The organism is Nocardioides nanhaiensis (genome assembly GCF_039542785.1).
Lineage (GTDB): Bacteria > Actinomycetota > Actinomycetes > Propionibacteriales > Nocardioidaceae > Nocardioides > Nocardioides nanhaiensis.
This window is the reverse complement of sequence record NZ_BAABIM010000002.1, coordinates 1,075,633-1,097,581: the sequence shown is the minus strand read 5'-3', so window position 1 is coordinate 1,097,581 and position 21,949 is coordinate 1,075,633. Positions and strand designations below refer to the sequence as shown.

Genomic DNA, 21,949 nt, shown 5'->3' with positions numbered 1-21,949 from the left:
CGCGCCATGGCCAAGCGATCGCGCACGAAGCCCAGCACGCAGCCCGGCACCGGTGACGGCACCGGCACCGACGCGCCCGAGGGCGCCGTCGGCCCGCGCCAGCCCTGCCCCTGCGGCTCCGGCAAGCGCTACAAGGCCTGCCACGGCGGCAAGGACGGCGGTGCCTCGGCCTTCGTGAGCCGGCCCTTCGAGGGGCTGCCCGGCGAGTGCGACATCATCGCGCTGCGCGAGCTGGTCCCGGCCGCCAGCGCGCCGCTGCAGGTCAAGGACTCCGACCGCACCGTGCGCCTGTGCTCGCTGCTGCCCGGTGCCGCGCCCGCCATGTCGCGCGACAGCGGCGAGGTGTGGGTCGGCCTCCAGGTGCAGCACCAGTTCGGCGACCCCTCCCGCGACCTCGCCGCCGTGCTGCAGAAGGCGCTCGACGCCGAGCCCGGCGTCGTCGGTCTCACCAGCGACCCCGGCCCCGGCCCGCGGCTGCAGGACCTCGTGACCAACGAGACCCTCGACGTCACGGTGCACGAGGGCTTCGACTACTGGCTCGACGACGTCGACGAGGAGGACCGCGAGGGGCTGGCGGCCGCCCTCGAGCAGGCCAACGGCAGCATCACGCCGACCCGGCGGCTGACCTCGGTCGAGGCCGCCTACTGGACCGACGTGGGCACCAAGGAGCACCTGCGCTGGGTGATGCCGGAGCCCGAGGACGCGCTGCTCGACGCGCTCTCCCGCCTGCACGTCTCCGGCGCCGACGTGATCGTGCCCGAGGCGCGCCTGGTGGGCATGTTCCGCGCCCACGGACTGCTCTGCCCGGTGTGGGACCTGCCCGTCGGCACCGGTGCCGAGGTGCTGGAGGAGCCTGCCGCGGCGTTCAAGACCGCGCTCGACGAGGCGCTCGCCGACACCTCGGAGCTCACCGCCGAGCAGCGTTCCGCACGCTCGGGCCTGGCCAACCGCCAGGTCACGATCCGCTGACGCCTCGACCACGGCGCGAGCCCGCTCGGCGCGCCTGCGCCGGCGGGCCTCGCCCGACCCCCTAGGTTCGTGGGTGTCCGGCCGCCGCACGTCCCCCCACGTCGGCGGCCGGGCTCCCCTCGCCGACCGTGCCTGGCCGGGTCATCCGCCGGGTCATCCGCCGGGTCAGCCGCTCGAGGGTCCCCGCACGGCCCAGGCACGCAGCCGCGGGTAGCCCTTCACCGAGAGCCGCCGGATCCGTCGGAAGTCGAGATCGCCGCTCTCGTCCTGGCGTGAGTCGTCGTCCTGCTCGCCGCCGGCCGAGCCGTGCAGCGTGTCGTACACCCCCTCGTCGACCACGACGGTGCCGGGCCGGGCCACCGACGTCAGCCGAGAGGCGACGTTGACCGTGGGGCCGAAGACGTCGCCGAGCCGACTCACCACCTCGCCGTGGGCCACCCCGGCCCGCACGCGGGGGAAGTCGTCGTCCTCGCTCTCGCCCCACGCCGTCAGGGTGAGCGCGATGGTGACGGCGGCCGCGGGGTCGTCGGCGACCAGGAGCACCTCGTCGCCGATGTTCTTGATCACGCGGGCGCCGTGCTCGACCGCGAGGTCGGTGGTGCGGCTCTCGAAGTGCTCGAGCCAGGCCACCAGCTCGTGCTCGCCGAGCTCCTTGCTGCGCGAGGTGTAGCCGACGATGTCGGCGAAGACGACCGAGAGCCGGTTCGTGGCACCGCCGGCGTGGTCCTCGACGCCGAGCAGGCGCGCGCCCGCGCCGGCCAGGTGGCGCCGCCACACGTAGCCCTGCAGGCGCTCGACGCGGGGGAGCACCTCGCCCGAGAGCTCGGCGAACGTGCCGGCCGGGTCGTCGCGCTCCAGGGCGACGCTGGCCAGCAGCTCGGTCTGCCACTCCGCCAGCCGCGCGAACGAGCGGCCCCAGGTGCGCACCAGCGCGGCCTGCCGCTCCGGGCTCAGGACGCCCAGCTGCTGGAGCTCGCTGGCCAGCCGCAGCGCCTCGACGTCGGCCTCGGTGAAGGCGACGTCGTCGTCGGCGGCCTGCGCGAAGCCCAGCAGCCGCCACAGCTCGGTCGCGAGCTCCAGCGGCACCTCGGCCTGCGCGGCCACCTGCGCGCGGGTGAGCGACGGAGCCGCGCCGAGCAGCCGGTGCTCGACGACGCCGGCGGCGTCGGCGAGGTCGTTCCGGTCGCTCAGGTCGGTCTGGTCGCCCAGGGCCTCGCTCACTCCGGGGCTCAGCTCTTGCGGGACTCGGTCACCTTCTCGATGGCCTCCTTGAAGGAGGGCATCTCGGCCACGAGCTCGCGCACGGCGTCGTCGGTGAGGTGGATGACCTCGAGGGGGGTCAGCGCCACGATCGAGGCGGTGCGCAGCGAGTGACCCATGATCGCGGCCTCGCCGAAGATCTCGCCGGCGCCGACCTGCGCGATCTCCTCGCCGCCCTTGCGCACCGAGACGGTGCCGTCGAGCAGGATGTAGGCCTTGTCGGCCGGGGTGCGCTCCCAGATCGGCGACCAGCCCTCGGGCAGCTTGAGGCGTCGGCCGTGGGCGCTGATGCGGGCCACCTCCGCGGGGGAGAAGGAGTCGAAGAACGATGCCATGGGGATCGTGACCAGCCTTTCGAGGGGTGATGCGGGGTCGTGCGGGGGTGCCGCGCGGTGGGAGCGTCCCGAGCCGCATGATGGCGGCTCGGTGTGCAGGTGTCCACCGTGTCAACGGCTGGGTCCCGCCGAGGTTCCGGTTCCCCGGCCGCGTCCGTCGTCACACTGCCGTGGCTGACGGCGGTCGCGCCGTGACCGGGGCTAGACGACCAGCGGCTCCCGGCTGATCGGGCAGCTCATGCAGCGCGGGCCGCCGCGGCCCGAGCCCAGCTCGGACCCCGCGATCCGCACCACCTCGATGCCGGCGGCCTCCAGCCGGTCGTTGGTCTCGTCGTTGCGCTCGTAGGCCACCGCCACCCGCGGCGCGAGGGCCAGGGTGTTGTTGCCGTCGTCCCACTGCTCGCGCTCGGCGGTCACGGGGTCCAGACCGGTGTCGATCTGGTGCAGCGCGTCGATGCCCATCGCCGCGGCGGCGGCCAGCAGGAACGGCTGCGGCTCCGCGACGTCGAGCAGCAGGTGCCCGTCGGCCTCGGGGCCGCGGTGGGTGACCGTGTGCGCCACCAGGGAGTCGGCGACGTTGGGGTAGACCACCATCTTGTCGACGTCGACCAGGGTGCAGATCGTGTCCAGGTGCATGGTGGCGCGCTCCTGGGCGATCGGGACCGCGAGCACGGTGTGCGCCAGGTCGGCCTCGAAGACCTGCCGGGCCAGCCGCTCCACGCCGGCGGGCGTCGTCCGCTCCCCCACACCGACGGCGATGACGCCGGGCGCGAGCAGCAGCACGTCGCCACCCTCGACGTGCTCGTAGTGCGAGCCGTGGATGCGCGGGCTGCCCACGAAGCGCGGGTGGCGGGTGTAGATCAGCTCGGTCAGCTCGGTCTCGCGCTTGCGCGCGGGCATGGCCAGCGAGGTGATCGCCACCCGGTCGCGCACCCACACCGAGGAGTCGCGGGTGAACAGCAGGTTGGGCAGCGGGTCGATGAGGAAGTCGTCGGGCGCCAGCAGCGAGGTGACCAGGCCGAACCCGCCGCGCACCTCGTCGTTGCGCACGCCGGCGGTGAGGATGGTCGTCAGCTCCTCGGGGGAGGCCTCGCCCAGCATCCCGTGCAGGTACCGCGCCATCGTGTCGCCGAGGTCGAGCTCGTCGAGGGCCTCCTCGATGGCGGCCGCCCGCGCGTCGGCGTCGGCCAGGGTCTCGGTGAGCAGGTCGGTCAGGTAGAGCACCTCCACGTCGCGCGCGGTCAGGGCCTCGGCGAACGCGTCGTGCTCCTCCTGCGCCCGCGCGACCCACGGGATGCCGTCGAAGAGCAGCTTGTCGTTGTTGCGCGGGGTGAGGCGCTTCAGCTCGGGCCCGGGGCGGTGCAGCATCACCGTGCGCAGCCGCCCCACCTCGCTGTCGGCGCCGTGGGGTGCGTGGTCCGGCCCGGTGCCCGGGGTGCTCGTCGTGCTCATGGCGGCAGCCTAGGGGCTGGGGGAGGGTGCCCCCGCGCCGCTCAGCCGGCGGCGGTGCGGAACGGGTCGGCGGGGTAGACGCCAAGCACCTTGACGTCGGTGGTGAAGAACGCCAGCTCCTCGAGCGCGCGGGCCAGGCCGGGGTCGTCGGGGTGGCCGTCGACCTCGGCGAGGAACTGGGTGCCGGTGAAGGAGCCGTCGACCATGTAGCTCTCCAGCTTGGTCATGTTGACGCCGTTGGTGGCGAAGCCGCCGAGCGCCTTGTACAGCGCGGCCGGCAGGTTGCGCACGTTGAAGATGAACGAGGTGACGACGGGGCCCTGACCTGCGGGCGCCTGCACGAGGTCGCGCGAGAGCACCACGAAGCGGGTGGTGTTGTGGTCCTCGTCCTCCACGTCCTCGGCGAGGATCTCCAGGCCGTAGATCTGCGCGGCCAGCGGCGGGGAGATCGCGGCCTGGGTGGGGTCGCCGGCCTCGGCCACCTCGCGGGCGGCGCCGGCGGTGTCACCGGAGATGATCGGCCGCAGCCCGCGCTCGCGGATGATCTTGCGGCACTGGCCCAGCGCGTGCACGTGGCTGTGCGCGGTGGTGATGGACTCCAGCGTCGCGCCGGGCACGCCCATCAGGTGGAAGCGGATGCGCAGGAACTTCTCGGCCACGATGTGCAGCGTCGAGGCGGGCAGGAAGTGGTGGATGTCGGCCACGCGCCCGGCGATCGAGTTGTCGATCGGGATCATCGCGAGGTCCGCCTCGCCGCCCTCCACCAGGGCGAAGACGTCCTCGAACGAGGCGCAGGGCACGGCCTCCCAGTCGGGGTAGTGCTGCACGCACACCGTGTGGGAGTTGGCGCCCGGCTCGCCCTGGTAGGCAATCCGCTGCTTCGTCACCCGCGCAGTCTAGGTTTGGGCGGTGGCCGCCCTCGCCGTCGTCTCGCTCGTGCTCGCGCTGGCCGCCCTGGCCGGGGCGCTCGTGGCGCTGCGCCGCACCGCGCGCCGGCCCGTCGGCGACGTCGACGCGCTCCCCGAGGACGTGCTGGGCCTGCGCCAGGAGGTGGCGGCGCTGACCCGCGACGCCGGGCAGGCGCTGCGCCGCCTCGCCGTCGTCCGCTACGACGCCTTCGACGACATGGGCGGGCACCTCTCGTGGTCGCTCGCGCTCCTCGACGACGCCGGCAGCGGCGTGGTGGTCACCTCGATCCACGGCCGCAGCGAGGCCCGCACCTACGCCAAGGCGATCACCGACTGGCGCTGCGAGCAGCAGCTCTCGCCCGAGGAGTCCGAGGCGATCGACCACGCCAAGCCGGCCTGACGCCTCAGCCAGCGCTCACCCCTCGCGGGGGCGCACCGACAGCAGGTCGCCCGGCTGGCAGTCCAGCACCTCGCAGATCGCCGTCAGGGTGCTGAACCGGACGGCGCGCGCTCGCCCGTTCTTGAGGACCGAGAGGTTGACGACGGTGACGCCGACCCGGTCGGCCAGCTCGGTGAGCGTCATCCCACGCTCGGCGAGCACGCGGTCCAGGTGCACCTGGACGCGGTGGTCGTCGCCCTCGTCCGTCGCGGCCTGTGTCCGCCGCGCTCCGCGCGCCACTAGCCGGCCACTAGATGGTGGCGTCGACGTCGGCCTGCAGCCGCACCGCGTGGCGCAGCAGCCCGGCGGTGGTCAGCACGCCGAGGGACATGATGGCCATGCCGAGGTGGCCGGGCGGCTCCAGCAGGATGTCGGCCCACGTGGACTCGGCGCCGACGGGGCCCAGGGCCACCTGGCGGGCGACGGCGGCCAGCACCGGCCACGCGATGGTCATGACCACCAGGAACCACCCCGTCAGCCGGACGGCGTTCGCCAGCGCGAGGCTGGAGAAACCCTCACGCCGGCCTGCCCGGATCGCCCGACGGGCCAGGAAGAGGCCGCCGAGGCCGAGGACGAGCGAGCCCACCGGGGCCACGGCGGCGGCGGCCTCCTGGGTGGGCGTCGCGTCGTCGAGGCAGACGCGCAGCTCCTCAGCGGTCACCGAGATGCCGGCGTTCTCGGCGCGGGGGGTGCGCCGGGTGTCGGTGAAGGGCACGTACCGGTTGTTGTTCGGCACCTCCAGGCAGGTCTCGCCGTCACCGAGCCCGGCGACGTGCACCTGGGCTCGCCCGCCGTCGAGCAGGCCGATGAGCCCCAGAGCGAGGAAGACGGCGAAGGAGGCAAGGGCGAAGAAGAACAGTACGGACACCACGGCGTCGAGTGCTCCGAAGGGGTCCCGCTGGCGGATCCTCAGCACGGCACGCTCCATATCGTTGGTCGATGGTATCGAGAAACGATAAGTCATCTCGTGCCCGCTGTCACGTGACTTGGGGGGCTGGGGCACCGTTGAGCCTGTGATGACCACGCTGCCGCGCCCCCGTCGCACCCTGCTCCGCCCCCTCGCCGCGCTGATCCCGCTCGGGATGGTCGCCGGCCTGCTCGCCGCGGGTCCGGGCGCCGGCGCCGCCGACCCCGAGCCCGCCCCGGCGGCCGGGGGCGTGACGCGCGGCTACGTCGTCGTCCTCGACGACGCCGGCGTCGGACGCCTGGGCACGACGGCGAAGACGCTGGTGGCCCCGCTGGCCGGCACGGTCACCGAGACCTTCGGCACCGCGCTCGACGGGTTCGCCGCGGAGCTGACGCCGGCCGCCGCCCTGGCCCTGGCCGCCGTCCCCGGCGTCGCCTCGGTCGAGCCGGACGCGACCATGACGATCGCCCGCACCCAGCGCAAGCCGATCTGGAGCCTCGACCGGGTCGACCAGGCCGAGCGCAGACTCGACGGCCGCTTCAGCTACCCGAACAAGGCCGGCCGCGGGGCGCACGTCTACGTGGTCGACACCGGGCTCTCGGGCCACTCCGAGTTCCGCGGACGCGTCGGCGAGGGGCGCAACTTCGTGGGCGGCCTGCTCCGCCGTCCCAACCCGAACGCCTGGGCCGACTGCAACGGCCACGGCACGCACGTGGCCAGCACCGCCGTCGGCACCCGCTGGGGCGTGGCCAAGCGCGCGACGATCCACGGCGTCCGCGTGCTCGACTGCCGGGGCTCGGGCAGCGTCTCCGGCGTCGTCGCCGGCCTCGACTGGGTCGCGCGCACAGCCCGCAAGCCCGCCGTCGTCAACCTCTCCCTCTCGGGTCCGCGCTCGAGCGCGATCGAGAACGCCGTGCGCGGCCTCGTGCGTCGTGGCGTCTCCGTGGTCGCGGCGGCCGGCAACAGCGGACGCGACGCGTGCCGCGAGTCGCCCGCAGCGGTGCCCGCCGCGCTCACCGTCGGCGCCACCAACCGCAGCGACGGCCGCGCGCCGTTCTCGAACTTCGGTCGTTGCGTCGACGTGTTCGCACCCGGCGTCGACATCACCGGCGCCCGCGCCGGCACCGCGAGCGGATCCCGCAACATCAGCGGCACCTCGATGGCCTCCCCGCTGGTGGCCGGCGCCCTGGCCCTGGTGCGCGCCGCCCGTCCCAGGCTCTCGGTCGCGGCCGCCGAGCAGAAGGTGCTCGCCGCCGCCACCCCCGGCACGGTGCGCAACCGCGGCGCCGGCTCGCCCGACCGCCTGCTGCGACTGGTCGACGAGCCCCCGCGTGCCGCGTTCGCATTCGACTGCCGGGCCACCCGGTGCACCTTCACCGCCAAGCCCGCCGACGACACCGGCATCCGCTCCTACAGCTGGAGCTTCACCGCCGCCAACGGTCGGACCACCCAGGCCAAGGGTCGCACCGTGACGCGGACCCTGGCCGCAGGCACCGCCCGGGCCACCCTGACCGTCGTCGACACCTCCGGCCAGCGCGCCACCCGCACCCGCAGCGTCGCCGTCGGCTGATCCGGGCCGGCCGTTCCCGGCGCCCCGGCGCAGCTCCTCCGGGCAGCGAGCAACCTTCTGGCCGAGGTCGACGTAGGTCAGGGTGTGAGCACACTGCTGCCCCTGGGAGCGAGGGACGGGATGGACGAGGACGCGTTCGCCCGACTGTTCTTCGCCCACGCCGCGAGGTTGGTCCGTCTCGCTGGCTTCCTCGGTGCCGCCGACCCCGAGGACGTCGTCCAGGAGGTCTGCTGCAACGTCCTCGGTGGCCGGGCCAGGCTGCGCGGTGAGGAGTCCGACGCCGCGCGCTACCTGACGCGCAGCGTGGTCAACGAGGTGCGCGACCGCCACCGCCGGCACCGGGTCGCGGCCGGCAAGGCGCACCTGGTGCAGCAGGACCAGGTGGTCGTGCCCTCGGGCAGCGAGGACCGCCTCGGGGTGCGGGAGGCCGTGGCCGCGCTCCCCCCGCGCCAGCGCGAGGCGGTGGTGCTGCGCTTCTGGCTCGACCTGTCCTACGAGGAGGTCGCGGCCGCGATGGGTGTCCGTACCGGGACGGCGAAGTCCCAGGTGTCGCGGGCGCTGGAGGCGCTGCGCTCCTGGTCCGCGGAGATCGACGACGAGAGGGGCACCTCGTGACCAGCGTGACGGACGACCATCACCGCGAGGAGCGGCTGCGCGCAGCCCTGGCGCGGGAGGGGGAGGCTCACGAGGTCGACGTCGCGGCGCTGTACGCGGCCACGCTGGCACGCGCGTCGGCGGGTGGGAGGCCCGCGGAGGTGCCCACCGGGGCCGGACGGCGGCGTGCCTGGCGCGTAGCCGCCGCAGCGGTGGCGGTGGCGGCCGCGGCGGCCGTGGCCGTCGTCGTGGCGCCGATCACCTCCGAGGACCGATCGGGCGAGGACCCGTCGTCACCGTCGGACGGCGTCGAGCAGGAGTTCTCCTGCCCGGTGCAGCAGCGGACCGACTTCCCCTCCGACGACGACTCCTTCCTCCCCGAGCTCAGCCCCGAGGGGCGGCCCGCGGGCGAGGCCGCGGGTGCGCCCCGGCACGAGGTCGTCCTGCGCGGCGACCGTGCGACCCTGCGCCTGGGCAACGCGGACGGGACCCTGGCCAGTCGGTCCTCCTTCGAGCGGAGCGGGGGGAGCTACCGGCTCCTGACGGTGACCAGGTGCAGCAACGATCCCGCGGCGGGCTCGTCGTCCGTGCCGCTGGTGGTCGAGGGGCTGGAGCCCGGCGCCGACGACCTGCGCGCCGAGGACGTCTCACCCACCGCGGTGCTGGTCGCCGACCGGCCGACCTACGACGTCTCGGGCCTGGAGAAGCGGACCACCGCCTACGCCGACTCCTGCGGGGCCCGCGTCTGCGTGACCGCGGGGAGCCGGACGGGCACCAGGACGGTGTCCACCCTCCCCTCGGCGCCGGTCCCCATGGACCTCACCAGCCAGCTGACCGACCCCGACGACGTGGTCGGCGTCGAGTCCGCCCAGCTGCTGGTCGCCCTGCACGACCGCGCGGGCGAGGTCAGCGAGGTGGCGTGGCGGGACACCTCCGGCGCCAGCACCGCCGTGCCCGCCGTCGCCGGCGGCCCCTGGCAGGGATCGCTCTACCTCGTGCTCGTGCCGGCCGCCAGGTTCGACGCGCTGCAGGTCGAGGGGCGTGGTGGGCGGACCGACTACGCGGTCGGGGACCTGCGCGGCTAGCTGTGGCGTCCGGGATCGACGCACCCGCGCCCGACACGCCGCCGCAGGCAACCTGAGGCGCCGCCAGGCGTCTCAGGGGTATGACGACGGACGTGAGACGACGCGGTCGGGGTGCGCTTGATCCCGGAGGAGCGCCGGAGGGGATCGGGGGCCAGGAGCTCGCCGAGCTCTACGCCGCCCACCGGCTCTCCCTGACCCGGCTGGCGATCCTGCTGGTCGACGACTGGGCCTCGGCCGAGGACGTCGTGCAGGACGCCTTCGCCGCGCTGACCACCAGGCGCGGGGGGCTGCGCGACCGCTCGGCGGCCGTGGCCTACCTGCGCACCTCGGTGGTCAACGGTGCCCGCTCGGCGCTGCGTCGTCGTCGCACCGCCCGCGCCTACACGCCGCCGCACGAGCCCGACCACGACGCGCCCGACGCCGTCGCGGTGCTGGCCGAGGAGCACCGCGAGGTGCTGGCCGCGCTCGGCACCCTCGCCCCCCGCCAGCGCGAGGTGATCGTGCTGCGCTACTGGTCCGACCTCTCCGAGGCCGAGATCGCCGCCGCGCTCGGGATCTCCCGCGGCACCGTCAAGTCCACCGCCAGCCGCGCGATGACCGCGCTGGAGACCGCCCTCACCTCCCAGGAGACCCGATGAGCACCCTGACGCCGCTGGAGGAGCGGCTCACCGCAGCCCTCGCGGCGCGTGCCGAGCAGGTGCACCCGCACCACCTGCGTGACGCCCCCGCGCCCACCCCCGAGCGCGGCGCCGAGGTGGTCCCGCTGCGCCGCCGCCGCGTCGCGATCGCGCTCGCCGCGGCCGCCGCCTGCGCCGCCGTCGCGGCGGGCGTGGTGTGGAGCGACCTGGGCGAGGACGGCCAGGACGTGCCGCAGCCCGCCCCCAGCCCCACCGTCCCCGCCGAGGTGCCCGACGACGTCGGCGCCGACTGGGGCGTCGTCGATCGCACCCGACTGGACCTCGACGGCGACGGAACGCCCGAGGAGCTGCGACTGCGTGACTCCTCTGCGGGCACCGAGGGACTCCCCGACAACCCGGCGCGGGTCGACGCTGTGCTCAGCAGCACCGGGCAGCTGGCGTACGGGACCTTCGACAACAACGGCACCTTCACCAACTTCTTCTCCCCGGCCACGATCGACGCCGACAGTGACGGCTCCGACGAGGTTGTGGTCTACCGGCCGGACGCCGAGGGCGTCGGCGGCGGGGACCTCCTGGTCGTGGACCTGGTGGGCGGCTACCTGGTGGAGGTGCCGCGGGAGGAGTCCGCCCCGCTGAGCGTCGACGCGATCACCGACGAGAGCAAGCCGCAGCGACGAGGTGAGTTCTTCGCCTTCGCCACCAACCGGTGGGTGCAGGACGGCACGCTCTACTCCTCACGCTCGGTGGAGAGCTACGCCACGGGTGGCGTCGCCACCTACTTCAACGTCCCCCGCACCTACCGCTCGCTGGCCTGGGCCTGGCGTATCGAGGAGGGCCGGCTCGTGCCGGAGCCGGTCCCCGAGGTGTGCATCGACGCGCTCGAGGACGGCGGTGGCACCCCCGCGGGCCGGGCCTGCGCCGACGGCGAGACCGACGCGGTGCCGGGGTTCTTCCCCGAGCGGCCGGCCACGGTCGGGGTGGGGCAGAGCGCCGCGTTCGACGACGTCGACTTCGACCAGCGGCCCGACACCCTGGGCATCGAGGGCCCCGGGGGCGACGTCGAGGAGGGCGAGGCAGAGCTGGTGCTCGACCTCAGCGCGGCAGGGGAGCAGCGGGTGCCGCTGCCGGCCGGCGGCACGCCCGTGCTCTACCCCCGGACGATCCAGGTCGGCATGCTCGACGGCGTCTCGCTGCTGGTGCAGCAGGAGTCCGGCGACGGCACGCAGATGAGCTACCTGGCCACCGGCGCGGCCGGGTTCGCCGAGCCGCCGACCGTGCGGCCCACGCGGGGCGCGCCCTTCGGCAGCGGCGTGCGCGCCGACGGCACGGCCTGGCGCACCTGGGTGGGCCCCGACGACGCCCTCTACACCCGCGTGGGCACCGTCGACGACGACGCCGACACCCCCGTCGTGGTGTTCACCTGGCGCTTCGACGGCGAGGCGCTCGTGGCCTCCCCGCTCGGCACGTTCTGCGTCGACGACGCCGCTGGCACGGCGCGCCGCTGCTGACCGGGCAGGGCGTATGCCGACTCGGGCCCGTGTGAGCGCGCAGTGGCGCCGACTCGGCACCGACCGGGGGGCGCTCAGCCGGTGACGAGCTGCACCAGCAGCCGTCGCAGCCGCTGCCGCGACCGCGCGGGCAGCGCGGCGCTCCAGGGCTCGCTGGCGCCCCGGGCGGCGGCGTGCGCGGCGGTGAGCAGCCGTGCCGAGGCCGGCAGTGGGTGCAGCAGCTGGGTGCGCCGGTCCTCGGGTGCGCGACGACGCTCGACGGCGCCGACCCGCTCGAGGTCGTCGGCGATCTGCACCAGGTGCGCACCGCTGACGCCGAGCGCGCGCGCCAGCTCGGTCTGCGGCACGGGGCCCAGGGCGTCGAGTGCGGTGAGGGCCCCCAGGTCGCGCGGCTCGAGGTCGAGCGGCGCCACCGCCTCGGCGACCACCCGGTGGTGCAGGGCGTGGGTGCGGGTGAGCAGGAACGCGAGACTGGCGAGCAACCGGTCGGGAGGCTGCGCCCCCGCCTCGGCGAGGTGGGGGCGCAGCAGGCGCGGCAGCAGCGCGAGCAGCTCGCTCGCACCGTTCGGGCCCAGGGGCTCACCCAGCTCGGCGTCCGCGGCGCCGAGCCTGCGGTGCCCGGCGGCGAGCGTCCGCCTCCCTGCTGGGGTGGGGGTCATCAGGTAGGCCCGACGGTCCTCGGGGTTGCGCACCCGCTCCACCAGGCCGTGAGCCAGCAGCTGGGCCGCCACGGTGGTGAGGGTCGTGCGGCTCAGCAGCAGCCGGTCAGCGACCGCCTGCTGCGAGAGCGGTGCTCCCTCATCGACCAGCGTCGTGAGCACGGCGTGGCCGTGGGCGTCCAGCGGCGGAGGGAGGTGTGCGGTGAGCACGGCGACGGCGCGTGCGTTGCCGCGCCAGAACAGGTGACCCAGGACGTCGGCCAGCTCGGGCAGCAGCACCGACGGCTCGTGCTGTTGCGACACGTGACCTGCCTCCCACCGGCAACGGCGACCTTGACGATTGCGGTCTCCAGCGTATCGTACCGAGGGTGATCGTTAAGTACGTGACGATTCACTTGATGACGAACCGCAGGGGGATCCCATGACGACAGGCACCCACGCCGCCGAGCCCACGCACCACGCCGCCGCCGGCGACACCAAGTGGTGGACGCTCGCTGCCGTCTGCACCGGCGTCTTCATGCTGCTGCTCGACATCACGATCGTGAACGTGGCGCTGCCCGACATCCAGCGCGAGCTCGACGCCACGCTCTCGGACCTGCAGTGGGTGATCGACGCCTACGCGCTCTCGCTCGCGGCGCTCCTGCTCACGGCCGGCTCCCTGGCCGACCTCTACGGCCGGCGACGGGTCTTCGCCATCGGCACCGTGCTGTTCACCGTCGGCTCCGTGGCGTGCGGTGCCGCCCAGGACATCACGCTGCTCTCGGTGGCGCGGGCCTTCCAGGGCATCGGCGGCGCCGCCATGTTCGCCACGGCGCTCGCCCTGCTGGCCTCCGCGTTCACCGGCAAGGACCGCGGCGTCGCCTTCGGAGCCTTCGGGGCCACCACCGGTGTGGCCGTCGCGATCGGCCCGGTGCTGGGCGGCGTGCTCACCAGCGGCCTGTCGTGGCGCTGGATCTTCTTCGTCAACATCCCCATCTGCCTGGTGGCGCTGGCGATCACGCTCCTGAAGGTGCGCGAGTCCGCCGACCCGCGCGCCGGTCGCCCCGACTGGCTGGGCTTCCTCACCTTCAGCATCGCGCTCGGTGCGCTCGTGTACGGCCTGATCGAGGCCGGCAAGGAGGGCTGGGGCGCCACCCGCGTCGTCGCCTGCCTGGCCGCCGCCGTGGTGCTGCTCGTCGCCTTCGTCGTCGTGCAGGTGCGACGACGCGACCCGATGTTCGACCTGACCCTGCTGCGCAAGCCCACCTTCGTGGGTGGGCTGGTGGCGGCCTTCGCCATCTCCGCCTCGATCTTCTCGCTGCTCACCTACCTGGTGATCTACGTGCAGAACGTGCTCGGCTACTCCGCGGTGGGCACCGGCGTCCGGTTCCTGTTCCTCTCCGGCGCCTCGTTCGTGGCGGCCGTGATCGCCGGCCGCCTGACCTCGCACGTGCCCACCCGCTGGCTGATCGGGCCCGGGTTCCTCGTGCTCGGGGTGGGCCTGCTGCTGATCCACGGCATCGAGCCGGGCAGCTCCTGGACGCACCTGATCCCCGGCCTCACCGTCGCCGGCGTCGCGATCGGCATGATCAACCCGCCGCTGGCCTCCACCGCCGTCGGCGTGGTGACGCCGGAGCGCTCCGGCATGGCCTCCGGCGTCAACAGCACGTTCCGCCAGGTCGGCATCGCCACGGGCATCGCGGCGCTCGGCTCGATCTTCGCGAACGAGGTGGCCGACGGCATCCGCTCCGGGCTGGCCGGAACCCCGGCCGCGGGCCAGGCCGAGCAGGTGGCCGACGCCGTCACGGGCGGTCAGCTGGCGCGGGTGCTGGAGGCGGCGCCCGCCCAGGCCCGGGCGCAGCTCTCCGACGTCGCCACCGCCAGCTTCGTGGACGCGCTCAACCACATCACGCTGATCAGCGCGGTGATCGCCTTCGCCGCCGCGGCGCTGACCCTGGTGCTGATCCGCCAGCGCGACTTCGTGCCGCAGGGCCCGCCGCCGACTCCGGCCCCGCCGGCCACGGATCAGGATCAGGGCTCCAGCACGTAGCCCAGCCCGGGGGAGGTGACCAGGTGCCTCGGCTGCGCGGGGTCCTCCTCCAGCTTGCGGCGCAGCTGCGCCGCGTAGACGCGCAGGTAGTGCCCCTCGTGCTCGTACCCGGGGCCCCACACCTCGCGCAGCAGCTGCTCGCGGGTCACCAGCTTGCCCACGTTGCGAGCCAGCAGCTCCAGGAAGTGCCACTCCGTGGGGGTCAGGCGCACCTCGGCGCCCCGGCGGGTCACCCGCTTGCGCGCCAGGTCGACCACCAGCTCGCCCACCTCCACCACGGCGGGCGCGGACTCGACGGCGGCGCCGCGGCGCGCGGCGGCCCGCAGGCGCGCCATCAGCTCGTTCATCGCGAAGGGCTTGGTCACGTAGTCGTCGGCGCCCAGGTCGAGCGCCGCCACCTTGTCCTCGCCGTGCTGGCGCGCGGAGAGCACCACGATCGGCACGGGGCTCCAGCCGCGCAGCCCCGCGATCACCTCGGTGCCGTCCAGGTCGGGCAGCCCCAGGTCGAGCAGGACGACGTCGGGGTGCTCCGCGGCGGCGGCACGCAGCGCGCCGCGCCCGTCGGCGGCCGTGACGACCTCCCAGCCGTGGGCGCGCAGGTTGATGGCCAGGGCGCGGGCCAGCGCCGGCTCGTCGTCGACCACCAGCACCTTCACGCGCGCGGCACCCCCAGCACCATCGTCAGGCCGCCGCCCGGCGTGTCCTCGGCGTCCAGCGTGGCACCCACCGACTCCGCCAGGCCCCGCGCGACCGCCAGACCGAGACCCAGCCCGCCGGGGGAGGTGTCGTCGAGTCGCTGGAACGGCTCGAACATCCGCTCGCGCCGCGCCGGAGCCACCCCGGGCCCGCGGTCCACGACCAGGATCTCCACCGTCTCGGACAGCACGTGCGCGAGCACGCGCACCGGCTCGCCCGCCGAGACCCGCACCGCGTTGCCCACCAGGTTGGCCACCACGCGTTCCAGGAGGCCGGCGTCGGTGCGCACCAGCGGCACCGACTCGGCGACGTCGAGCTCCACCGCCCCCGGTGGGTGACCGGAGACCGCCAGCGGCAGCACCTCCTCCAGGGAGAGCGCCCGCAGCGCCGGCGTCAGCAGACCGGCCTGCACCCGGCTGAGGTCCAGCAGGTTGTCGATCAGGCGCTCCAGCTGGTGGGTGGCGTCGTCGAGGGAGCCGACGAGCTCCTCGCGGTCACCGGGGGCCAGCAGCTCGAGCCCGCCGACGAGGCCGTCCACGGAGGCGCGCATGGTGGCCAGCGGGGTGCGCAGGTCGTGGCTGACGGCGCGCAGCAGCGAGGTGGAGGTGGCCTCGGCCGACTCCAGCGCGACGGCGCGGTCCTCCCGGGTGCGCAGCCGGCGGTACTCGAGCACCAGCGAGCACTGGACGGCGAAGGCCTCGAGCACGCGCCGGTCCGTGGCGCGCAGCGGTTCGCCGCAGAGCACCAGCTCGCGGTCGTCGTCGACCCGCACCCGGGTGTCGCCCTCCTCCGGGGTGGTGGCGCACGGTCCGCCGGGGCCCGGGCTGGCGGCGAGCACCGTCCACCCCGCGGGGCTGCGTTCCAGCAGCGCCACCGACTCCTGACCGAACATCTCGCGCACCCGCTCGACGACGGCCTCGGCGGTGTCCTGGCCGGTGAGCACCGAGCGCGAGAGACCGCCCAGGGTGGCGGCCTCGGTGCGTGCCCGCAGGGCCTCGCCGGCACGGCGCGAGGCGCGGTCGACCACCGAGGCGACGCCGGCGGCCACGGCGACGAACACCACCAGGGCGACCACGTCCGAGCCCCGGCTGACGCTCAGACCGCCGGTCGGTTGCGTGAACCAGTAGTTGAGGCACAGGAAGCTGGAGAGCGCCGCCAGCAGGGCCGGCAGCAGCCCACCCACGAGCGCCACGAGCACCGTGGCCGCCAGCAGCAGCAGCTCGACGACGGCCAGCTGGTCGGTCTCGGCGGTGTCGCGCAGCAGCAGCGCGAGCAGCAGCGGCAGCACCACCGCGCCCGCCCAGCCGACCACCTGCCGGCGCGGCGAGAGCGGCGAGAACAGCGCGGGCCGCACGCGGCCGGTGCGCGCCACCTGGTCGTGGGTCACCAGGTGCACGTCGATGCTGCCGGCCAGCTGCGCCACGCGGTCGCCGGTGCTGCCCGCGAACAGCCGGCGCAGGCGGGAGTGCCGGGAGACGCCGACGACGACCATGGTCGCGTTGGCGCCCGAGGCGAAGTCGACGACGGCGGCGGGCACGTCCTCGCCCACCACGGTGTGGAAGCTGCCGTCCAGGGAGTCCACCAGCTGCTGGGCGCGGGCCAGGCGGCGCTCGTCGGGGGCGCCCAGGCCGTCCGTGGCGAGCACGTGCACCGCCAGCAGCTCCGAGCCGGCGGCGCGCTGGGCCAGGCGCGCGCCGCGGCGCAGCAGCGTCTCGCTCTCGGGGCCGCCCGTGAGCGCGACGACGATCCGCTCCTTGGTGGGCCAGGGGTGCTCGATGCGGTGCGCGCGGCGGTAGTCGCCCAGCGCGTCGTCCACGCGGTCGGCCAGCCACAGCAGGGCCAGCTCGCGCAGCGCCGTCAGGTTGCCGACGCGGAAGTAGGAGGTGAGCGAGGCGTCGACGTTCTCGGCGCGGTAGACGTTGCCGTGCGCCATCCGCCGGCGCAGCGCCTCGGGCGACATGTCCACCAGCTCGATCTGCTCGGCGGTGCGCACCACCTGGTCGGGCACGGTCTCGCGCTGGCGCACGCCGGTGATGCGCTCGACCTCGTCGTTGAGCGACTCCAGGTGCTGGATGTTGACGGTCGTGATGACGTCGATGCCGGCCGCGCGGATGACCTCCACGTCCTCGGCCCGCTTCTCCCGCGCGCTGCCCGGCACGTTGGTGTGGGCCAGCTCGTCGATGCACACCACGGCCGGGGCGCGCTCCAGCACCGCCTCGACATCGAGCTCGGTCAGCTGCGCACCGCGGTGCTCCACGTGCCGCCGCGGCAGCACCTCCAGCCCCTGCAGCGCCTGCTCGGTGTACGGTCGGCCGTGGGTCTCCACGTAGCCGACCACCACGTCGGTGCCGCGCTCGCAGCGACGCCGTGCCTCGCCGAGCATGGCGTAGGTCTTGCCCACGCCGGGCGCGGCGCCCAGGTAGACCGTCAGCCGGCCGCGGCGGGGACGTGGTGGCTCCACGCCCCCGATCGTCTCACCCGGCATCCGGGCTGCCCGCCTGCGCTGCCGCCAGCGCCCGGTCGAGTGCCAGGTTGAGGGGCAGCACGTGCACCCGCGGCTCGCCGAGCACCCCGAGCGTGCGGCCGTCGGTGTGCTCGGCGACCAGCTCGCGGACGCGGTCCTCGGAGAGCCCGGTCTCGCGGGCGACCCGCGGCACCTGCAGTGCGGCGTAGGCCGGCGAGATGTCGGGGTCCAGGCCCGATGCCGAGGCGGTGACGGCGTCCGGCGGCACGTCGCCGGGGTCGACGCCCTCCCGCTCGGCCACCTCGGCGCGACGCTCCTCGATGGCGGCCACCAGGTCGGGGCTCTCCGGCCCGAGGTTGGAGCCGTAGGTGGAGAGGGTGTCCCAGCCCTCGCCGGCGGCGGAGGGCCGCGGCTGGAACTGCGCGGGGTCGGTGGTGCCCTGCCCGACCAGCTCCGAGCCGACGGCCAGCTCGGGGTCGGTGGTGTGCTCGCCCTCGGCGGTGAGCAGCGAGCCCTCGGAGCGCCAGGGTGCGGCCACCTGGGCGATGCCCGTGATCGCGAGCGGGTAGAGCAGGCCGAGCACGAGCGTGGCGGCCAGCAGCAGCCGCAGCCCCGCCCAGGTGGTGCGGGCGAGCAGCAACAGGTCCTTCACGGTGGTCCTTCTTCCGGGTGCGGTGCGGGTCGGGTGTGGTCGTGTCCGGGGGCTCAGAGGCCGGGCAGGGTGGAGACCACGAGGTCGATGAGCTTGATGCCGAGGAACGGCGTCACGAGGCCGCCGAGGCCGTAGACGAGCAGGTTGCGCCGCAGCAGCGCCTGCGCGGAGCCGGGCGAGTAGCCGACACCGCGCAGGGCCAGCGGGATCAGCGCCACGATCACCAGGGCGTTGAACACCACAGCCGAGACGATCGCCGACTCCGGTGAGGCCAGCCGCATCACGTTGAGCACCTCCAGCTGCGGGAAGGCCACCACGAACATGGCCGGCAGGATCGCGAAGTACTTGGCCACGTCGTTGGCGATCGAGAACGTGGTGAGCGCACCCCGAGTGATGAGCAGCTGCTTGCCGATCTCGACGACCTCGATGAGCTTGGTGGGGTCGGAGTCGAGGTCGACCATGTTGCCGGCCTCCTTGGCCGCCACCGTGCCGGTGTTCATGGCTACGCCGACGTCGGCCTGCGCGAGCGCCGGTGCGTCGTTGGTGCCGTCGCCGCACATGGCGACCATCCGGCCGCCCTCCTGCTCCTTGCGGATCAGCGCCAGCTTGTCCTCCGGCGTCGCCTCGGCCAGCACGTCGTCGACGCCCGCCTCCTCGGCGATCGCGTGCGCGGTGACCGCGTTGTCGCCGGTGATCATCACCGTGCGGATCCCCAGCGCCCGCATCTCAACGAAGCGCTCGCGCATCCCCGGCTTGACCACGTCCTTGAGGTGGATGACGCCGAGAAGCCGACCGTCCTCGGCCACCACCAGCGGCGTGCCACCGGTGCTGCTGACCTGCTGCACCAGCGCGTCCAGCCCGGGGTCGCTGCGGCCCACCCACGCGGTGACCGCGGAGGCGGCGCCCTTGCGCACCTGGCGCCCGTCGACGTCGACGCCGCTCATCCTGGTCGTGGCGCTGAACTCCACCAGCTCCGCGCCCGCGGGCACGGCCGGCACGGTTCCCTCTCCGGCCACCAACGTGACGACGGAGCGCCCCTCGGGGGTCTCGTCGGCCAGCGAGGAGAGCAGCGCCGCCTGTGCCAGCTCGTCGGGGTCGACGCCCTCGAGCGCCAGCAGCTCGGTGGCCTGCCGGTTGCCGAGCGTGATGGTGCCGGTCTTGTCGAGCAGCAGCACGTCGACGTCGCCGGCGGCCTCGACGGCGCGGCCCGACATGGCCAGCACGTTGCGTCGCACCAGCCGGTCCATGCCGGCGATGCCGATGGCCGAGAGCAGTGCTCCGATCGTGGTGGGGATGAGGCAGACGAGCAGGGCGGTGAGCACGAGCACCGACTGGGGCGCGTTGCTGTAGTCGGCCACGAAGTAGAGCGAGACGACCACCGCTGCGAAGACCACGGTGAGCGAGCCGAGCAGCACGCTCAGCGCGATCTCGTTGGGCGTGCGCTGCCGCTCGGAGCCCTCGACCAGCCCGATCATCCGGTCCACGAACGACTGCCCGGGCTCCGAGGTGATCCGCACGACGATCCGGTCCGAGAGCACCGTGGTGCCGCCGGTGACGGCGCTGCGGTCGCCACCGGACTCCCGGATGACGGGGGCGGACTCGCCGGTGACGGCCGACTCGTCCACCGAGGCGACGCCCTGCACCACCTCGCCGTCGCCGGGGATGCGCTCGCCGGCCTCGACGACGACCAGGTCGCCGGTGCGCAGCGTGGTGCTGGGCACCTGCTCCTCCTGCGCGCCCTCGCCGTCGGGCTTGCCGCCGGTGAGGCGTCGCGCGGTGGTCTCGGTCTGCAGCGCGCGCAGGCTGGCGGCCTGCGCCTTGCCGCGCCCCTCGGCCACGGACTCGGCCAGGTTGCCGAACAGCACGGTCAGCCAGAGCCAGACGGTGACCATCCAGCCGAGCGTGCTGGGGTCCAGGATCGAGAGCACGGTGGTGAGCACTGCTCCCAGCTCCACCACGAGCAGGACGGGGGTGGCCAGCAGCAGGCGGGGGTCCAGCTTGCGGAGGGCGCCGGGGAGGGCGGTGCGCAGCTGGGTGAGGTCGAGCATCATGCGAGGGACTCCACGATCGGGCCGAGGGTGAGGACGGGCACGTAGGTCAGGCCCACGAGCACCAGCGCCACACCGGCGAGAAGGACGACGAACAGGGGGCGGTGGGTGGGGAGCGTGCCGGCGCCGGGAGGTGCCGGCTGCTGGGTGGCGAAGCGGCCCGCCAGCGCCAGCACCAGCACGATCGGCAGGAACCGACCCAGGAGCATGCACAGGCCGAGCAGGGTGTTCCAGAACGGCGTCCCGGTGGTCAGCCCGCCGAACGCCGAACCGTTGTTGTTCGACGCCGAGGTGACGGCGTAGACGATCTCGGAGAGCCCGTGCGGCCCGGTCTCCTGCAACCCGGCCAGGCCGGCGGGCGCCGTCACGGCGACGGCGACGCCGGTGAGCAGCACCAGGGGAGTCGCCAGCACGTAGCCGGCCACCAGCACGATCTCGCGCTGCCCGATCTTCTTGCCCAGGTACTCCGGGGTGCGGCCGACCATCAGGCCGCAGAGGAAGACGGTGACGACGGCGAGCACGAGCATGCCGTAGAGCCCCGAGCCGACGCCGCCGGGCGCGATCTCGCCCAGCTGCATCAGTAACATCGCGACGCCGCCGCCGGGCGCCGTGAGCGAGTCGTGCATGGCGTTGACGGCTCCCGTGGAGGTACCGGTGGTCGCTGCCGCGAACAGGGCCGAGCCCGCCGTCCCGAACCGGGTCTCCTTGCCCTCCAGCGCCCCACCCGCCAGCTGGGGCGCCGTGCCGGGCCCCGCCATCTCGGCCCACGTGAGCAGGCCGACGCCGACGAGGAGCAGCACCGCCATCACGGCGAGCACGGCCGCACCCTGGCGGCGGTCGCCCACGAGGTGGCCGAAGGCCCACGCCATCGCGAAGGGGATGAGCAGGAGCAGGAAGATCGCCAGCAGGTTGGTGAGCGGGGTCGGGTTCTCGAAGGGGTGGGCGGAGTTGACGTTGAAGAAGCCGCCGCCGTTGGTGCCGAGCTGCTTGATGGCCTCCTGGCTGGCCACGGGACCGCCGGTCAGCATCTGGGTGCCGCCGTCGAGGGTGCGCATCGCGACCGGCGCCAGGAAGTTCTGGACGACGCCGGCCAGCGCCATCAGCACCGCGGAGACCGCGGCGATCGGCAGCAGGACCCGCACCACGCCCCGCACCAGGTCGACGAAGAAGTTGCCCACCCGGCCCTCGGCGCGGCTGCGTGCGAGACCGCGCGCCAGCGCTGCGGCCACCGCCATGCCGGTGGCGGCGGAGACGAAGTTCTGGACCGTCAGCCCGCTCATCTGCATCAGGTGACCCAGCGCCACCTCACCGGAGTACCACTGCCAGTTGGTGTTGGTGACGAAGCTGACCGCGGTGTTCCAGGCGCCGTCGGCCGGCAGACCGGCGCGGCCGAGCGAGAGGGGCAGCAGCTCTTGGAGGCGGCCGAGGGCGTACAGGGCCACGATGCCGACCAGGGAGAACCCCAGGACGCTCAGCGCGTAGACGCGCCAGGTCTGGTCGGCGTCGGGGTCCAGGCGCAGCACCCGGTAGGTACCGCGCTCCACGCGCCAGTGCGCGGGCGAGGAGTAGGTGTGGGCCAGGTGGCGGCCCAGAGGCGGCACGGCCGCCACCAGCAGCAGCACCAGCAGCAGGATCTGGCCCAGGGCGGGCAGGAGCTCGCTCACTTGTCGAGAACCCCCACGAGCAGCGCGAGCAGCGCGAAGGAGGCGACGGTGATCAGCAGGTAGAGGACATCG

The 21,949-nt window shown here is 74.2% G+C and carries 20 protein-coding genes; 8 read left to right on the top strand and 12 right to left on the bottom strand.

Features of this window, described 5'->3' with window-relative positions:
- The first annotated feature begins 6 nt into the window (after positions 1-6).
- Positions 7-969, top strand: coding sequence for a DUF5926 family protein (locus ABD948_RS13385; RefSeq protein ID WP_345266562.1), 963 nt, complete (start codon positions 7-9; stop codon positions 967-969).
- A 165-nt stretch (positions 970-1,134) separates the two neighbouring features.
- On the opposite strand, the gene ABD948_RS13380 is transcribed toward ABD948_RS13385, so the two are convergent.
- The 4 genes from ABD948_RS13380 to ABD948_RS13365 all read right to left on the bottom strand — a co-directional run bounded on the left by ABD948_RS13380 (position 1,135) and on the right by ABD948_RS13365 (position 4,903).
- Positions 1,135-2,190: an adenylate/guanylate cyclase domain-containing protein gene (locus tag ABD948_RS13380; RefSeq protein ID WP_345266560.1), complete on the bottom strand. Its 1,056-nt coding sequence runs from the start codon at positions 2,188-2,190 to the stop codon at positions 1,135-1,137.
- Positions 2,191-2,198: 8 nt separating this feature from the next.
- Positions 2,199-2,564 carry a Crp/Fnr family transcriptional regulator gene (locus ABD948_RS13375; protein ID WP_345266558.1) on the bottom strand — a complete coding sequence of 122 codons (366 nt, stop codon included), beginning with the start codon at positions 2,562-2,564 and terminating at the stop codon, positions 2,199-2,201.
- Positions 2,565-2,765: 201 nt separating this feature from the next.
- Positions 2,766-4,016: an arginine deiminase gene (locus tag ABD948_RS13370; RefSeq protein ID WP_345266556.1), complete on the bottom strand. Its 1,251-nt coding sequence runs from the start codon at positions 4,014-4,016 to the stop codon at positions 2,766-2,768.
- Positions 4,017-4,057: 41 nt separating this feature from the next.
- The gene (locus ABD948_RS13365) at positions 4,058-4,903 is read right to left on the bottom strand and encodes a prephenate dehydratase (RefSeq protein ID WP_345266554.1); all 846 of its coding nucleotides are present in this window, start codon (positions 4,901-4,903) and stop codon (positions 4,058-4,060) included.
- A gap of 22 nt (positions 4,904-4,925) precedes the next feature.
- Here ABD948_RS13365 and ABD948_RS13360 point away from each other — a divergent pair, with 22 nt between their 5' ends.
- On the top strand, positions 4,926-5,324 hold the full coding sequence (locus tag ABD948_RS13360) for a DUF4446 family protein (protein ID WP_345266552.1): 399 nt from the start codon (positions 4,926-4,928) through the stop codon (positions 5,322-5,324).
- 15 nt (positions 5,325-5,339) lie between these two features.
- On the opposite strand, the gene ABD948_RS13355 is transcribed toward ABD948_RS13360, so the two are convergent.
- Both ABD948_RS13355 and ABD948_RS13350 read right to left on the bottom strand, forming a co-directional pair.
- A complete protein-coding gene (locus tag ABD948_RS13355; RefSeq protein WP_345266550.1) occupies positions 5,340-5,540 on the bottom strand; it encodes a helix-turn-helix domain-containing protein in 201 nt (66 codons plus the stop codon).
- Between the two features lie 73 nt (positions 5,541-5,613).
- Positions 5,614-6,279, bottom strand: a complete 666-nt coding sequence (locus ABD948_RS13350; protein WP_345266548.1) for a hypothetical protein — start codon at positions 6,277-6,279, stop codon at positions 5,614-5,616.
- Positions 6,280-6,379: 100 nt separating this feature from the next.
- On the opposite strand from ABD948_RS13350, the gene ABD948_RS13345 reads away from it, so the two are divergent.
- From ABD948_RS13345 to ABD948_RS13325, 5 genes are all read left to right on the top strand, one after another.
- Positions 6,380-7,840: a S8 family peptidase gene (locus ABD948_RS13345; protein ID WP_345266546.1), complete on the top strand. Its 1,461-nt coding sequence runs from the start codon at positions 6,380-6,382 to the stop codon at positions 7,838-7,840.
- Between the two features lie 84 nt (positions 7,841-7,924).
- Entirely contained in the window at positions 7,925-8,455 is a 531-nt protein-coding gene (locus tag ABD948_RS13340) for an RNA polymerase sigma factor (protein WP_345266544.1), read from the top strand.
- Positions 8,452-9,519, top strand: a complete 1,068-nt coding sequence (locus tag ABD948_RS13335; RefSeq protein WP_345266542.1) for a hypothetical protein — start codon at positions 8,452-8,454, stop codon at positions 9,517-9,519. Before ABD948_RS13340 ends, ABD948_RS13335 begins: the two co-directional genes overlap by 4 nt.
- A 92-nt stretch (positions 9,520-9,611) precedes the next feature.
- Positions 9,612-10,157 (top strand): RNA polymerase sigma factor, encoded by a 546-nt coding sequence (locus ABD948_RS13330; RefSeq protein WP_345266539.1) that lies wholly within the window; start codon positions 9,612-9,614, stop codon positions 10,155-10,157.
- The gene (locus ABD948_RS13325) at positions 10,154-11,665 is read left to right on the top strand and encodes a hypothetical protein (RefSeq protein WP_345266537.1); all 1,512 of its coding nucleotides are present in this window, start codon (positions 10,154-10,156) and stop codon (positions 11,663-11,665) included. Before ABD948_RS13330 ends, ABD948_RS13325 begins: the two co-directional genes overlap by 4 nt.
- A gap of 74 nt (positions 11,666-11,739) precedes the next feature.
- On the opposite strand, the gene ABD948_RS13320 is transcribed toward ABD948_RS13325, so the two are convergent.
- Positions 11,740-12,627: a MarR family winged helix-turn-helix transcriptional regulator gene (locus ABD948_RS13320; protein ID WP_345266535.1), complete on the bottom strand. Its 888-nt coding sequence runs from the start codon at positions 12,625-12,627 to the stop codon at positions 11,740-11,742.
- Between the two features lie 118 nt (positions 12,628-12,745).
- Between ABD948_RS13320 and ABD948_RS13315 the strand changes: the two genes are divergently transcribed.
- Positions 12,746-14,353 carry an MFS transporter gene (locus tag ABD948_RS13315; protein WP_345266533.1) on the top strand — a complete coding sequence of 536 codons (1,608 nt, stop codon included), beginning with the start codon at positions 12,746-12,748 and terminating at the stop codon, positions 14,351-14,353.
- Here the strand turns inward: ABD948_RS13315 and ABD948_RS13310 are convergent.
- The 5 genes from ABD948_RS13310 to kdpA all read right to left on the bottom strand — a co-directional run bounded on the left by ABD948_RS13310 (position 14,335) and on the right by kdpA (position 21,877).
- Complete coding sequence (locus tag ABD948_RS13310) at positions 14,335-15,009, bottom strand: response regulator (protein ID WP_345266531.1); 675 nt, start codon at positions 15,007-15,009, stop codon at positions 14,335-14,337. The two genes, ABD948_RS13315 and ABD948_RS13310, sit on opposite strands and share 19 nt — an antisense overlap.
- Positions 15,006-17,510, bottom strand: a complete 2,505-nt coding sequence (locus ABD948_RS13305; protein ID WP_345266529.1) for a sensor histidine kinase — start codon at positions 17,508-17,510, stop codon at positions 15,006-15,008. The genes ABD948_RS13310 and ABD948_RS13305 overlap by 4 nt, the downstream gene beginning before the upstream one ends.
- A 13-nt stretch (positions 17,511-17,523) precedes the next feature.
- A complete protein-coding gene (kdpC, locus tag ABD948_RS13300; protein ID WP_425576596.1) occupies positions 17,524-18,156 on the bottom strand; it encodes a K(+)-transporting ATPase subunit C in 633 nt (210 codons plus the stop codon).
- A gap of 62 nt (positions 18,157-18,218) precedes the next feature.
- A complete protein-coding gene (gene kdpB, locus ABD948_RS13295; protein ID WP_345266527.1) occupies positions 18,219-20,216 on the bottom strand; it encodes a potassium-transporting ATPase subunit KdpB in 1,998 nt (665 codons plus the stop codon).
- A complete protein-coding gene (kdpA, locus tag ABD948_RS13290) occupies positions 20,213-21,877 on the bottom strand; it encodes a potassium-transporting ATPase subunit KdpA (RefSeq protein ID WP_345266525.1) in 1,665 nt (554 codons plus the stop codon). The genes kdpB and kdpA overlap by 4 nt, the downstream gene beginning before the upstream one ends.
- Between the last annotated feature and the right edge of the window lie 72 nt (positions 21,878-21,949).